General features: G+C 43.3%; 14 protein-coding genes. 3 read left to right on the top strand and 11 right to left on the bottom strand.

The window, feature by feature from the left end; genetic code table 11:
- Positions 1-11 precede the first annotated feature (11 nt).
- Positions 12-230 (bottom strand): cold shock domain-containing protein CspD, encoded by a 219-nt coding sequence (gene cspD / locus L1271_RS14740; protein ID WP_010379294.1) that lies wholly within the window; start codon positions 228-230, stop codon positions 12-14.
- A 199-nt stretch (positions 231-429) separates the two neighbouring features.
- On the opposite strand from cspD, the gene clpS reads away from it, so the two are divergent.
- Together clpS and clpA are read left to right on the top strand one after the other, a co-directional pair.
- On the top strand, positions 430-747 hold the full coding sequence (clpS, locus tag L1271_RS14735) for an ATP-dependent Clp protease adapter ClpS (RefSeq protein ID WP_010379297.1): 318 nt from the start codon (positions 430-432) through the stop codon (positions 745-747).
- Positions 748-775: 28 nt separating this feature from the next.
- Positions 776-3,040 carry an ATP-dependent Clp protease ATP-binding subunit ClpA gene (gene clpA / locus L1271_RS14730; RefSeq protein WP_010604915.1) on the top strand — a complete coding sequence of 755 codons (2,265 nt, stop codon included), beginning with the start codon at positions 776-778 and terminating at the stop codon, positions 3,038-3,040.
- A gap of 756 nt (positions 3,041-3,796) precedes the next feature.
- On the opposite strand, the gene infA is transcribed toward clpA, so the two are convergent.
- The 4 genes from infA to trxB form a co-directional block, all read right to left on the bottom strand.
- Positions 3,797-4,015 carry a translation initiation factor IF-1 gene (gene infA / locus L1271_RS14725; RefSeq protein WP_002962494.1) on the bottom strand — a complete coding sequence of 73 codons (219 nt, stop codon included), beginning with the start codon at positions 4,013-4,015 and terminating at the stop codon, positions 3,797-3,799.
- A gap of 304 nt (positions 4,016-4,319) precedes the next feature.
- The gene (locus L1271_RS14720) at positions 4,320-5,051 is read right to left on the bottom strand and encodes an arginyltransferase (protein ID WP_235368154.1); all 732 of its coding nucleotides are present in this window, start codon (positions 5,049-5,051) and stop codon (positions 4,320-4,322) included.
- Complete coding sequence (gene aat, locus L1271_RS14715) at positions 5,044-5,760, bottom strand: leucyl/phenylalanyl-tRNA--protein transferase (protein ID WP_010604913.1); 717 nt, start codon at positions 5,758-5,760, stop codon at positions 5,044-5,046. The genes L1271_RS14720 and aat overlap by 8 nt, the downstream gene beginning before the upstream one ends.
- Positions 5,761-5,849: 89 nt before the next feature.
- A complete protein-coding gene (gene trxB / locus L1271_RS14710; RefSeq protein ID WP_174168783.1) occupies positions 5,850-6,803 on the bottom strand; it encodes a thioredoxin-disulfide reductase in 954 nt (317 codons plus the stop codon).
- Between the two features lie 286 nt (positions 6,804-7,089).
- Here trxB and pssA point away from each other — a divergent pair, with 286 nt between their 5' ends.
- A complete protein-coding gene (pssA, locus tag L1271_RS14705) occupies positions 7,090-8,415 on the top strand; it encodes a CDP-diacylglycerol--serine O-phosphatidyltransferase (RefSeq protein WP_235368153.1) in 1,326 nt (441 codons plus the stop codon).
- A 52-nt stretch (positions 8,416-8,467) separates the two neighbouring features.
- Here the strand turns inward: pssA and asnB are convergent, their stop codons facing one another.
- From asnB to pxpB, 6 genes are all read right to left on the bottom strand, one after another.
- Complete coding sequence (gene asnB / locus L1271_RS14700) at positions 8,468-10,138, bottom strand: asparagine synthase B (protein WP_235368152.1); 1,671 nt, start codon at positions 10,136-10,138, stop codon at positions 8,468-8,470.
- A gap of 188 nt (positions 10,139-10,326) precedes the next feature.
- Positions 10,327-10,989, bottom strand: a complete 663-nt coding sequence (pcp, locus tag L1271_RS14695) for a pyroglutamyl-peptidase I (RefSeq protein ID WP_010604909.1) — start codon at positions 10,987-10,989, stop codon at positions 10,327-10,329.
- Positions 10,989-11,999, bottom strand: a complete 1,011-nt coding sequence (locus L1271_RS14690; RefSeq protein ID WP_235368151.1) for a DUF979 domain-containing protein — start codon at positions 11,997-11,999, stop codon at positions 10,989-10,991. Before L1271_RS14690 ends, pcp begins: the two co-directional genes overlap by 1 nt.
- A complete protein-coding gene (locus L1271_RS14685) occupies positions 11,996-12,754 on the bottom strand; it encodes a DUF969 domain-containing protein (RefSeq protein ID WP_010372454.1) in 759 nt (252 codons plus the stop codon). Before L1271_RS14685 ends, L1271_RS14690 begins: the two co-directional genes overlap by 4 nt.
- Positions 12,747-13,685, bottom strand: a complete 939-nt coding sequence (locus L1271_RS14680; RefSeq protein ID WP_235368150.1) for a biotin-dependent carboxyltransferase family protein — start codon at positions 13,683-13,685, stop codon at positions 12,747-12,749. Before L1271_RS14680 ends, L1271_RS14685 begins: the two co-directional genes overlap by 8 nt.
- The gene (gene pxpB / locus L1271_RS14675; protein WP_266068018.1) at positions 13,679-14,329 is read right to left on the bottom strand and encodes a 5-oxoprolinase subunit PxpB; all 651 of its coding nucleotides are present in this window, start codon (positions 14,327-14,329) and stop codon (positions 13,679-13,681) included. Before pxpB ends, L1271_RS14680 begins: the two co-directional genes overlap by 7 nt.
- Positions 14,330-14,339 lie beyond the last annotated feature (10 nt).

Genomic DNA, 14,339 nt, shown 5'->3' with positions numbered 1-14,339 from the left:
TACGTTAACACTTAAACAACATCTTCCGTAATTGGAGCGATGTTGGTTGCGTGTAGACCCTTAGGTCCTTGTTGTAGCTCGAATGATACATCCTGACCAGCTTTAAGCGTCTTGTATCCATCCATTACAATCGTTGAGTAATGAGCAAAGATATCTTCGTCACTGCCGTCTTCTACGATGAAACCAAACCCTTTGGCGTTATTGAACCATTTGACTTTTCCGCAAGCCATACTTCTACATCCTTCTATAAGTTGACTAAATTAATGTTAATCTACTCTTTTAATTTTGCTAAACTGCCCATAGATTAGACAGTCATGTAAGACTGTAGTTTATATGAGCAAGCAGTCAAGTTTTTTGCTCTTTTTTTTAACATTTTATTTATTTCTCAAATCTATTTGCTTGAGTATATAAGACAAGACTATATTTATTATGAGTGGGACAAAAGATTCGGGTGTATTGGACGCCGTTCGCGAGGAACAGAAGCAGCAGCTTCAACCGCCGCGAAAATATAAAGTGATTTTAAACAATGATGATTACACGCCCATGGATTTTGTTGTCGAGGTATTGACGACATTCTTCAATATGGATAGCGAGAGAGCAACTGAGGTGATGCTTGAAGTGCATCACAAGGGAAAAGCGGTATGTGGAGTATACCCTGCTGACATAGCCCATACCAAGGCTGAGCAGGTAAACCGATATGCTCGTGACAACGAGCACCCGCTGCTCTGTAGTTGTGAGCAGGAATAACCTATAAATTTCTTGTTGGGGGTTGCCAATGCTAAACAAAGACTTAGAACTTACTCTTAACGCCGCGTTTCGCGAGGCCCGTTCTCGCCGTCATGAATTTATGACGGTTGAGCATTTATTACTTGCATTGATCGATAACCCCTCTGCTAGTGAGGCGCTTGATGCCTGTGGTGTCGATATGGATACCTTGAAGCGCGAGTTATCAGAGTTTATTGATGAAACAACGCCTGTTATTCCTGATTTAGAGGAAGACAGAGAAACACAACCAACACTTGGTTTTCAGCGTGTATTACAACGCGCTGTATTCCATGTTCAATCATCTGGTCGCTCAGAAGTAACAGGGGTAAACGTGCTTGTCGCGATTTTTTCTGAGCAAGAAAGCCAAGCTGTTTATTTACTTAAGAAAGCCGACGTTAGTCGTCTAGATATTGTTAATTTCATTAGTCACGGTATCTCTAAAATTGAAGATGATCACGAGCGAGACGATCATGAAGAGATGCAAGACGATAGCGGTGAAATGCAACAGGAAGAGAAAACCAAGCTGGAAAATTTCACTTCTAATCTAAATATTCAAGCGGAATCTGGACGTATTGATCCGTTGGTTGGTCGTGATGAGGAAGTTGAGCGTACGGTTCAGGTGCTGTGCCGTCGTAAGAAAAATAACCCGTTACTCGTTGGTGAAGCGGGGGTTGGTAAAACCGCGATTGCTGAAGGTTTAGCTTATCGGATCGTCAATAATCAGGTACCTGATGTAATCGCTGACGCTGTGGTTTACTCACTGGATATGGGAGCATTACTTGCGGGTACAAAATATCGCGGTGACTTTGAGAAACGTTTTAAAGCGCTACTGAAAGAACTTCAGTCAAAGCCTCATGCGATATTATTTATTGACGAAATCCATACCATTATCGGCGCTGGCGCTGCTTCAGGTGGTGTGATGGATGCATCTAATCTAATTAAGCCACTGTTATCGAGTGGACAGCTTCGCTGTATGGGTTCGACAACATATTCTGAATTCAAGAATATCTTTGAGAAAGACAGAGCATTAGTGCGCCGCTTCCAGAAAATCGACGTGGTTGAACCAAGTGTTGAAGATACCACGAAGATCTTACATGGCTTGAAAGAGCGTTATGAAGAGCACCACGGTATTCGTTACACGCAAAAAGCGTTAAAAGCGGCAGCTGAGCTGAGCGCTAAATATATTAATGAGCGTCATTTGCCTGACAAAGCAATCGATGTCATTGATGAAGCGGGTGCAAGTCAAAGGCTACAGCCAACTTCAAGACGGAAGAAAACGATTAATGTGTCGGACATTGAAGCTATTGTGTCTAAAATGGCGCGTATTCCACAGCAAAGCGTATCATCTAGTGATAAAGAAACGCTTAAGAATCTTGATCGTAACTTAAAGATGTTGGTGTTTGGCCAAGATGAGTCGATTGACGCGTTAACATCAGCTATTCGCTTATCACGCTCAGGTCTTGCTAATGAAGACAAGCCTGTTGGTTCATTCTTGTTTGCAGGTCCTACTGGGGTTGGTAAAACCGAAGTAACCAAGCAACTTGCTAAGTGTATGGGCATAGAGTTTATTCGCTTCGATATGTCTGAGTACTCTGAGCGCCATGCCGTTAGCCGCCTAATTGGTGCGCCTCCGGGATATGTTGGCTTTGAGCAGGGTGGACTGTTGACCGAGGCTGCAATCAAGCATCCTCATGCAGTGGTGTTGCTCGATGAAATAGAGAAAGCACACCCAGACATCTACAACATTCTATTGCAGGTTATGGATCATGGTACGCTAACAGACAACAATGGTCGTAAGGCAGACTTTAGAAACATTGTTTTGGTGATGACAACAAATGCGGGTGTGCAAGAGACTGTTCGTCAATCGATTGGATTCCAGCAGCAAGACTACTCTCATGATGCCATGGTAGAAATCAATAAGGTGTTCACACCAGAGTTTAGAAACCGCTTGGATAACATCATTTGGTTCAACCACCTAGAGAAAGAAGTTATCTTGCAAGTTGTTGATAAATTCATTGTTGAATTGCAAGCGCAGCTTGATAAGAAGTCTGTTAATCTGGAACTTACGGCGCAAGCACGAGATTGGCTGGCAGATCTTGGTTACGACAAGGCAATGGGGGCTCGTCCAATGGCGAGGGTTATTCAGGACAACTTGAAAAAGCCTCTTGCCAATGAAATCTTGTTTGGTCATTTGTCTGATGGTGGGACGGTAAAAGTCACAGTGAAAGACAACAAGTTGTCCTTTGATTACCAAACGGAAGCGGTGTCAGCATAAGACCTTTGAACTATAGGATAAAAGCCCAGTACTGCTGGGCTTTTTGTTATCACTCAGTTTGATGCGGCATTACCGTCTCTCAAACTCAGTGTTAGTCGTTCGTGTATACTAATTGCTTGAATGAACTTGGTATACCTAAGTAACATCAGTATGTTGAAATCGCTTGGGTATCAACGAGTTTACGGCATCAACCTAGTATAAATCTACACACGCAGATTAACGAGCACGGAAGACCATGGTGCTCCCTTTGAACGCTGAGGTTAGGGCTAGATAATAAACCCAAACGACAAAAAGCCCAGAATAGCTGGGCTTTTTGTTATCACTGAGTTTGATGCGGCATTACCGTCTTTTAAACTCAGCGTTAGTCGTTCGTGTATACTAATTGCTTGAATGAACTTGGTATACCTAAGTAACATCAGTATGTTGAAGTCGCTTGGGTATCAACGAGTTTACGGCATCAACTTAGTATAAATCTACACACGCAGATTAACGAGCACGGAAGACCATGGTGCTCCCTTTGAACGCTGAGGTTAGGGCTAGATAATAAATTCAAACGACAAAAAGCCCAGAATAGCTGGGCTTTTTGTTATCACTGAGTTTGATGCGGCATTACCGTCTCTCAAACTCAGTGTTAGTCGTTCGTGTATACTAATTGCTTGAATGAACTTGGTATACCTAAGTAACATCAGTATGTTGAAGTCGCTTGGGTATCAACGAGTTTACGGCATCAACTTAGTATAAATCTACACACGCAGATTAACGAGCACGGAAGACAATACGTCCCTTTGATAGGTCGTAAGGCGTCATTTCAACAGTAACTTTGTCACCAGTCAAAATACGGATGTAGTTTTTGCGCATTTTTCCAGAAATATGTGCAACAACCACGTGACCATTTTCTAGTTCAACACGGAACATTGTGTTTGGTAGCGTGTCAAGGACCGTGCCTTGCATTTCAATTACGTCTTCTTTCGCCATGTGTAGCGTATCACCTCTTGGTTAAATTAAACGATGCAGATTTTGCCCAAAAGCGGGGAATAAGTAAAGTTACAAGCTGATTTTTTGTTAATTTGGTCGTTTATTCAGCCAGTTTTACTAAAGTTTTTCGCTTCTATTCCTAACGCATCTCAAAATCTGGAGCCATATTACTAGGCAAGGGCGCTATTCTAGCATAGGAAAGTCTGCTAGTAACGCATGTTTTTTGTCCATGCAACGGGATAATAAGGGTGTAAAAGGAGAAGTATTCCTGCATTTGAGCTTAAGCATGCAGGAATACTAAGCACTAATCACAAGATTGCGGGGGAGCGGGATCAATATCTTGCCAAATATCTTTAACTAACTTTTGTGCTGGAATAAATTGGGTTTTGTAACGCATTTTCTTGCACTCGTCGATTTGATAACCTAAGTACAAGTACGGTTTATTCTGTTTCGCCGCCTGTTCTAATTGAGCCATGATCATGATAGTACCGATACTTAGTGATTCATACTCAGGATCGAAAAAGGTGTAAATAGCAGATAATGAATAAGGCATTGAATCTGTGACCGCCACTGCAATTAATTTATCTTTGTGCCATAGCTCGATAAAGACGATGTTCATCCAACGACAAAATAAGAAGCTTTCGTACTGGAGACGGTTAGGTGGGTACATAGAGCCATCGCTGTGGCGTAGACTGATATATTTCTCGTATAACGGATAGTATTCAGGCCGCTCCTGATGGCTAATAATAAGCTGATAATCTTGTTTTAATTTATTACGTTTGCGTTTTTGAGATTTACTCGGTTTAAATTCTTGAGTTAATACTCTTACTGATTGACAAGCAGAGCATGCGGGACAGTGCGGACGATAAATCTGGTCTCCACTGCGGCGAAACCCTAATGCTAACAATTGTTCAAATCTATCTGGGCTGTAACAATTTGGGTCTAGAATAACCAGTAACTGTTCCTTCTGCTCAGGTAAATAACTACAACTAAATTGTTGGCTCAGTCCGATTTTAGAAGGAAAGTGTTCATTCATAGATAGCTTTCAACTCCTGAGGCTGCCACATTGATGATGGGATCTCAAATCGATCCGCCAATCTAAGTCTAGTCAAAAACTCGCTCCTTGGTACAACTTTTAATCCCAAACTTGTTAAATAAGGATTTTCGAGTTGGCAATCAATAAAATGTGCTTGATGGGCTTTGAGCCAATTAACCAGTGCCCACATCGCCATTTTGGACGTATTAGGTAAGGTGTGGAACATAGATTCACCACAAAATACACCGGACTGCATGATGCCATAGAGCCCGCCAACGAGGTTGCCTTTATCCCATACCTCCACACTATGTGCTAATCCCTGAATGTGCGCTTGCTGATACGCAGCCAACATCGCATTCGTGATCCAAGTTCCTTCAGCGGCCATTCGTTGATTTCTACAAGCTTGAATCACTTGTGAAAAGGCGGTATTGATTGTGACGGTCGGACTGAGTTTGCGTTGGGCTTTTCTTAGCGTTTTACCACAATGAAAATCTTGAAGCTCCAAGATCCCGCGTTCGCTTGGGCTCCACCACATGATTGGCTCACCTTCATTAAACCAAGGAAAGATCCCATTGGCATAAGCGTTTTTCAGTCGTTTTACCTGTAAACACCCGCCAATGGCAAGCAGTCCATCTGGTTCAGACAAGGCATAGTGATTTGGCGGAAAGCGAAAGTCATCGCGGGCGAGATGGAACAGTTGTTGGATCATTGAACAAACTACAAGATTGTTATTTATTTCAATATAGCAAATTAAGGCAAGGAGGGAAGAGGGCCAGTCTAGACCGACCCATTTATCTATTATTTTTGGCTGTCTAAGAAGCGCTCTGCATCTAGTGCTGCCATACAGCCTGTACCAGCTGAGGTAATTGCTTGACGGTAAATGTGGTCAGACACATCACCTGCTGCAAATACACCTTCAACACTAGTCTGTGTTGCATTACCATTGAGGCCTGATTGCACTACCAAATAACCATCTTTCATCTCTAGCTGGCCCTCAAACATATCTGTGTTTGGTTTGTGACCAATCGCGATGAAAACACCAGCAAGATCAAGCTGCTCTGTCGCTTCTGAATCAGCATCTTTGATACGAATACCAGTAACACCCATCTCATCACCTAGCACTTCATCTAGTGTGCGATTTAGGTGTAATACTACGTTACCGTTCGCCGCTTTATCCATTAAGCGATCGGCAAGAATTTTCTCACTACGGAAAGAATCGCGGCGGTGAATAACATGTACTTCTTCAGCGATATTTGATAGGTAAAGTGCTTCTTCAACCGCGGTATTACCACCACCAACAACCGCAACCTTTTGACCACGATAGAAGAATCCATCACAAGTTGCACAAGCAGATACGCCACGGCCTTGGAACGCTGTTTCAGACTCAAGACCAAGGTATTTAGCAGATGCACCTGTTGCGATGATTAACGCATCACAAGTATAAGTGCCTTGATCGCCAGTGAGTGTGAAAGGGCGCTTCGTCACGTCAACTTTGTTGATGTGATCGAAAATGATTTCAGTTTCAAAGCGCTCTGCATGCTCTTTCATACGGTCCATAAGAGCTGGACCCGTTAAACCATGTGCATCACCAGGCCAGTTCTCGACTTCAGTAGTTGTAGTCAGCTGACCACCTTGCTGCATACCTGTGATTAGTACTGGGTTTAAATTTGCCCGTGCTGCGTATACCGCGGCAGTGTAACCCGCAGGACCCGAACCTAAAATCAACAGTTTGCAGTGTTTTGCATCGCTCATGTAATTTTCCTAACTAAATTCTAAAAAATGCTATTAAGCAAAAGTTTGTTCGATTCTATGTAATTCAATAGGGAAGTAAATAAAAAACCGTAATCTGATTTGGTATAAATTGGCAAGTTGTCAAAAAATTTGTACTGTTTTGTTTTAAATCGACTACAGATTGAGCAATCTTGTTCGGGACTAGCAAAAAACAGCAGTATTTCATGACCTCAGGTTTTTTTTTTGATATGTTTTAGAGAATTTTGTTTTGCTATCAAGAGTTGATAGCCTAATTGAAAAGGTACATATGGCATTTTGGCAGAATACCCCAGGCTTCGGGTTAAGTGCACAAGATTGTGAGGTGTTAACTGATGCTAAGCAATATCATCAGACACTTTTACAACTGATCTCACAGGCAAAAACGCGTATTTATATCACCGCACTTTATTTACAAGATGATGAGGCGGGTCGTGAGATATTGCACGCATTGCACGAGGCTGCACAGCAAAATCCAGACTTAACGGTAAAAGTGTTGGTTGATTTTCACCGTGCGCAACGCGGCCTCATTGGCGCTGAAAAGTCAGAAGGCAACGCCAAGCTATATTGTGATTTAAAAGAGCAACTGGACACTCAAGTTGAAGTGTATGGTGTGCCGGTAAAAGCAAAAGAACTTTTTGGCGTGTTGCATTTAAAAGGCTTTGTTATTGACGATATCCTGCTTTATAGCGGTGCTAGTTTAAATAATGTCTATTTGCATCATGATGAAAAATACCGTCTAGACCGCTATTTTGTGATTAAACAAGCACAGCTCGCGGATAGCTTTTGCCACTTTACCGATCAAGTGCTGATAGCGTCTGACGCAGTACCTAGACTCGACATCCGTCCATTACCTACTTTACTCGACATTCGTACTGAGCAAAAACAGCTGATGAAACAGTTGAAAAAGGCCAGTTATGATATTTCAAAGGCGAACAGTCGAGAAGGTCTTACGGTTCGTCCATTTTTAGGTTTTGGTCGTAGAACTAATAAGCTAAACCGTCTTATTAAGGCGCTTTTCGATACCACAGAACAAGAGTTAGTGCTTTACACCCCTTACTTCAATTTTCCGGCTCCTTTACTTCGCTCATTACGTCGTTTACTGAAAACAGGTAAAAAGGTGACAATAGTGGTGGGGGATAAAACGGCAAATGATTTCTATATCAGTCCAGAGCAGCCATTTAGCCGAATTGGAGCGCTTCCGTATTTGTACGAAACCATTTTGTATAAATTTATCAAGTCGCAACGCCGCTTCATAACTGCCGGATTGCTGGATGTGTATCTGTGGCAAGATGGCAACAACTCGTTTCACTTGAAGGGAGTGAGCAAAGATGGCGATACGCATTTAATGAGTGGTCATAACCTCAACCCAAGGGCATGGGGGTTAGATATTGAAAATGGCATTCTAATAGAAGATCTCGATAAAGCATTGTTGCCTCAAATCGAGTTAGAAAAGCAAGAGATCTTAAAACATTGCCGTCGCATCGAAAGCCACGATGATCTCGAGACATTGGCGGATTATCCTGCACCTGTGAAAAAACTCCTTGGCCAGGCTAAGCGTGTGAAAGTCGACTTTATTATCAAGCGTTTTATTTAATTCAAACACTGTCAGTTTTTTAAAAAGGGACGAGCGTCCCTTTTTTACTTTCTTATTTTTGATTATACGCTTCGTTGTGTGAGCTTGCTGCGCGACCTGATGGATCGGCATTGCGCTGGAAAGACTCGTCCCAAGCAAGCGCTTCGGGCGTTGAACACGCCACAGACTTGCCGTGAGGAACACACTTAGCTGCCGCTTCTCCTGGGAAATGCGACTCAAAAATGGTGCGATAATAATAGGCTTCTTTGCTATCCGGTGTATTGATTGGATAGCGGTAGTGGGCGTTTTCAAGATCCGAATCGCTCACTTGCTGATTGACATACTCTTTTAGCGAATCGATCCAGCTATAGCCTACGCCATCAGAAAATTGTTCTTTTTGGCGCCACAAAACGTCATCGGGTAAATAGCCATCAAACGCCTCACGGATAATGTGTTTTTCGATACGGCCATCTTTACACATTTTATAGTCTGGGTTGGTACGCATGGCAATATCGATAAATTCTTTATCTAAGAAGGGAACACGTGCTTCAACCCCCCAAGCTGCCATCGACTTATTTGCACGTAAGCAATCAAACATATGCAGTTTCGAGACCTTTCGGTTTAGCTCGTTGTGAAACTCCTCTGCATTTGGTGCTTTGTGGAAATACAAATAGCCGCCAAATAGTTCATCAGCCCCTTCACCCGATAACACCATTTTAATGCCCATAGCTTTAATGTAGCGTGCCATGAGGTACATAGGAGTAGAAGCGCGAATGGTTGTGACATCGTAGGTCTCTAGGTGATAGACCACCTCTTTAAGGGCATCGAGCCCTTGTTGGACGGTAAAGTGAATGGGATGGTGAACTGTGCCGATTTTATCCGCTACCTTTTGTGCCGCAGCGAGATCGGGTGAGCCTTCCAAGCCAATGGAAAATGAGTGAAGTTTTGGCCACCAAGCATCGGAAGCATCATCATCTTCGATACGCTTTGCTGCGAACTTTTGTGTGATAGCGGAAATCACAGAAGAATCGAGACCACCAGACAACAACACGCCATATGGCACATCGCACATCAATTGGCGTTTTACTGCGGCTTCTAGCCCATTTTTAACCGCTTCGGGGCTGGCCTCATTGTCTTTTACAGCACTAAACGCTTGCCAGTCGCGTTGGTAATACTCTCTTGGACCCCCTTCTTTTGAATACCAATAATGGCCAGGAGGAAACTCTTCAATTTGTGTACAAATAGGTGTGAGCGCTTTCATTTCGCTGGCGACATAGAGGTTACCGCTTTGATCACGGCCAGTGTAAAGTGGAATGATACCGATATGGTCACGACCAATTAAAAAGGCATCTTCCGTTTCATCGTACAAACAAAATGCAAAAATTCCATTGAGATCATCTAAAAACTCAGGGCCTTTTTGCTTGTATAGCGCCAAGATCACTTCACAGTCTGACTCTGTTTGAAATTCAAATGGAACGGTCAGTGCTTTTGCAAGCTCTTTATGATTATAAATTTCACCATTTACCGCCAAAATATGTGTTTTTTCAGGGTTAAATAATGGTTGTGCGCCGCTAGAAACGCCGACAATTGCCAAACGTTCATGAACTAGGATGGCTTTTTCACTTGAATATACCCCTGACCAGTCGGGGCCACGGTGTCTTAATTTTTTTGACATTTCGATCGCTTGCTCACGAAGAGCAAGGGGGTCGGTCTTGATGTCAAGTACGCCGAAAATTGAACACATATTTCCTCATTCCTATTTATGTGTTGATAATATCAACAAATTATTATTGCTCACGGAAGCATAGTTACCATGAGATAGTTTAAGTTCTACCAAAAATAATTTGATAAGTCACACAATGAAATAGAGAAAATGTGAATTTTTTGTGATGTGCAATGGTGCAATCTTGCACCATTGTAGGGCGATTCTTATTAGTGTGTCGTTCCAGCGACAAGCTTAATATCTTGCTTTTGTGTAATGGCACTGGTTAATAGGATTTTTATTCCTTTAACTAGGGTGTCAATGTCCATACTGGGTGCACCAGGGTGGTGCGCCGCTTGGGAGGGCAAGTATGGAATATGCACAAAGCCACCACGGCACGCTAAGTCATGTGTACTAAGATAGTGCAGTAATCCATACATCACATGGTTGCACACGTAAGTGCCCGCAGTATTAGAAATACTTGCAGGAACTCCCGCCTGAATCGCACTACTTAGCATACTTTTTATTGGTAAAGAGGCAAAGTAAGCATCGGGTCCGTGTGTAACGACTGGTGTATCTATCGGCTGGTTTCCTGCGTTGTCGGCTATTCTGGCATCGTTAACGTTAATCGCGATACGTTCGATGGAGATATCACAGCGTCCACCAGCCTGGCCTAAACAGATCACGATGCTTGGGTGATACTTATCTATCGCTTGTGTTAAAGACTCAATACTTTTGTCAAATTCACAAGGTAACTCTTTTGTGTGGATCAGGTGGCCTTCAATGGTCTCACCTTCTAATAGCTGAGCTAATTGCCATGAAGGGTTGATGGACTCACCACCAAATGGGGTGAACCCAGTAACGAGGACACAAGGTTTACTGTAACTGGACATTAAAAAACGACTCCGTACATAAGAAAAATATTAATCACCAATAACGTTATAGCGGTTGGTATTTGCACTTTAATGACTTGGTATTTATCTTTTAAATCTAACAGTGCTGCTGGCACTATGTTGAAGTTAGCGGCCATCGGTGTCATCAGTGTTCCGCAATAACCCGAATACATGCCAATTGCGACGAGCGGCGCAGGATCAGCGCCATGTCCCTGGATCAAAAATGGCAGCGCAATACCCGCCGTCATTACCGGAAATGCGGCAAAAGCATTGCCCATAATCATGGTAAAGAGTGCCATGCCCACACAATACAGTACAACGAGCATAAAACGGTTATCTGGCGAAATAAATAATGTCACTAAGTCTTGGATTGCAGTGCCTGTGTTGGCGACGATAAATACGCCGCCAAGCATTGCAAGCATCTGTGGCAATATTGCTGCCCAGCCTATTGAGTCGACCAAGCGACGAGACTCAGAAAGTGCTTGTAGTGGACTGCCTTTGGTTATTTTCCAGCTCACCAGCAATGCGATGGTGCAAGCGAGTGTCAGTGCTGAAAGCGTCACATGTTCCTGATCGAATAGATAAAAATCGCCGAGCTGGATCTCACTTAAGATGATAGTGCAGATAACGGTAACTATTGGAATAAGTACAGCAGGAACAAACAATTTATTACCAAACCGATTTGCATCTTCTGTTTTGGCTCGTTCGCACGGCATTTCGTAATTTCCCATGGAAACCATATTCATACCTGCAAGTAGTGCGATGATCACCACGTTGATGCCAATCCATAAATAAGTATTTCGCTCACCAATCAACGCGATAGAAGCATCACCAAAGATAAAGACAGAGCCAAATAAAAACCAAAATAGTGCCGTAGTGAAACGCTTAGGATGGGCCTTATCTTGTAGCGTTTTCACCACTAAAAACATCACAATAAAGCCAATTAATAAATAGATGTTGTCAATTGAAAGTAAGCTAGATTGCGCGTCAGGAGTGTTCATTAAGCTCATAATGACTCCTCCTTAAGCGCTGAATTTGTATTGCTAGGTGTTTGCTCTTCTTCGCTTTGTTGCTGCTGACAGCGCGCAATTTCTGCCCGGATTTTTGCTTCAAATCGCGCTAAACGGAAGAGATGAACAATGAGCGCGGCAATTGCAGTTGGTATTGCCCAAAGTCCGATATGTAGCGGTTCAATCCCGGCAATGCCGTTTTCTTTTAGAAATGCATCCATCAGTAGTACAGCACCAAAGGCGATAAAAATATCCTCGCCAAAGAACACGGCAATGTTATCGCAGGCGGCAGCATGTGCGCCTATCATGTCTTTTACATCTTGTGGCAGGTCGCCGTATTGGTTTGCCGCAGCGCCGATCGCCATCGGAGCAAGCAGTGGTCTAACGGTTTGCGCTTGGCCCGCTAAATTGATTAACCCCAGCGCAGCGGAGCACTCACGGACCACAAAATACATACTTAAAATTCGAGAAGTGGTTGCCCCTTTTATGCCCGCAACCCAAGCTTTAGCGCGTTGCTGTAAACCGTAACGCTCTAAAATCGCAATCACGGGTAAGATAAGTAGAAAGCTTGCAAGCTGGCGAGAGTTCATAAACTTTTCGCCAAAGGTGGCAATTAAGTCGACAAAGTCTATCCCAACGGCAAAACCAGTAACTAGACCTGCCGAGGTGACAACCAACAAGGGATTAAACCTCAGAGCAAAGCCAATAACAATCACAGCAATGCCCGAAAGAGGAAGGAGATTTAGCTCAGTCATTTTGTTGTTCTTTATTTTTAAGCGCTAGCCTTAGCTGATTGAGATGCGCCTGTACTCGGTGAGATTCCTTTGCTGCATCTATAAGGGATGTTGATTTTAAATGGATACAATCGCCCGCGCCCAATTGGCTCAAGTGGCGCATATCGGCTTGAATGATGGTACCAATAATTGGATAACCGCCTGTGGTTTGGCAGTCATTCAATAGGATAATGGGCTCGCCACTAGGGGGGAGCTGAATAACGCCTGGGTGGACAGCTTGGGTTGCAATATTATGTGCATGCACTAGGCTACTATGGCCACTTAGGCGAATACCCATACGATTACTGCTGGGATTTACTTTCCAAATGGTGTCGTTTAATACACTCAGTGTCTGTTTGGAAATTAACTCAAGATGTGGGCCTGGGATAAAATGAATGAGCTTTTCGTAGCTGGGCTGCAGGCCACCAACGGCGTCCTTGGCAGTGCTTGGCGTGTAGCTCAGCTTGTCCCCTTGTTTAAGAGCTCGGCCGCTTATACCCCCAAAGCCTGTCATGAGATCGGTTGAATAACTCCCAAGCAGCTTGTCTATGTTGGTAAATCCACCTTCGACCACCAAATAAGCGCGTAAACTATCGCGGTTTTGTTTAAATGTTAGCTTATCTCCAGCTTTAGCACTGTAGCGCCAGCAAGGGTATATCACTTCATCGTTTAAAGCAGCATTGAGATCTGCCCCTGTGATAACAAAGTTAGTGGGGGCGTGGAAGTGAAATTCACATAAGCCAATGGTCACTTCAATAGCTGCATTATCGTCGTCATTTGACAAGAGTGTATTTGCAAGTTTAAGCGCAACAGGGTCGATGACACCTGCTTGACTTACTCCTAAGTGGCGAAGTCCTTGACGGCCAATGTCTTGAATAGTTGAAAGTGGCCCAGGTTTAATAACTTCTAGCATGATTTCTCCACAAAACGCACGATATCTCCTGGTTGCAGCAAGCTTGCTGATGCAGAATTTGGGTCAAATAGCGTAGTATTGGTTTGTCCAAGTAAATGCCAACCACCGGGAGATTGGCTCGGGTAAATTGCACTGTAGCTGTCTGCGATGGCAATACTGCCTTTGGGGACCTTGGTAATTGGTGTGGATTTTCTGGGTAATTGAAGTGCGGTTGGTAACCCTGATAAGTAAGCAAAACCGGGTAAGAAGCCAATAAATTGTACTTGATAATCAACGCTTGAGTGTAGCTCGATAAGCTGTTTTGGTGTCAGTTGTAATTCGTCCGCTATGCGTTCAAAATCCTGTCCGAATTCTTTGCCATAAAACACCTCAATATGATGGTGTGTTGGCTTTACCTCTGCCACTTCTAGGTCTTGCCAATGTGCTTGGATTTTGTGTTGCCACGGATCGGCTTTACGGGGGTCTTTTAAATAGGCAGTAACGGAAGATTTGGCAGGCACCACATCAATAAAATCACCGCTACTATCAAGCCATTTCTTGAGGGCGAATAATCGTTGGTTAATTGGATTCTTGCTATCAGGCAAACATATTGCATTTATAACAATTGCTTGCTCACCTAATAGATAACAACTCACATCGGACATAGACAATAAC

This window comes from Pseudoalteromonas sp. OF5H-5, assembly GCF_021530695.1.
Lineage (GTDB): Bacteria > Pseudomonadota > Gammaproteobacteria > Enterobacterales > Alteromonadaceae > Pseudoalteromonas.
The sequence above is the reverse complement of the archived record's forward strand: the minus strand, read 5'-3'. Positions and strand labels throughout refer to the sequence as shown.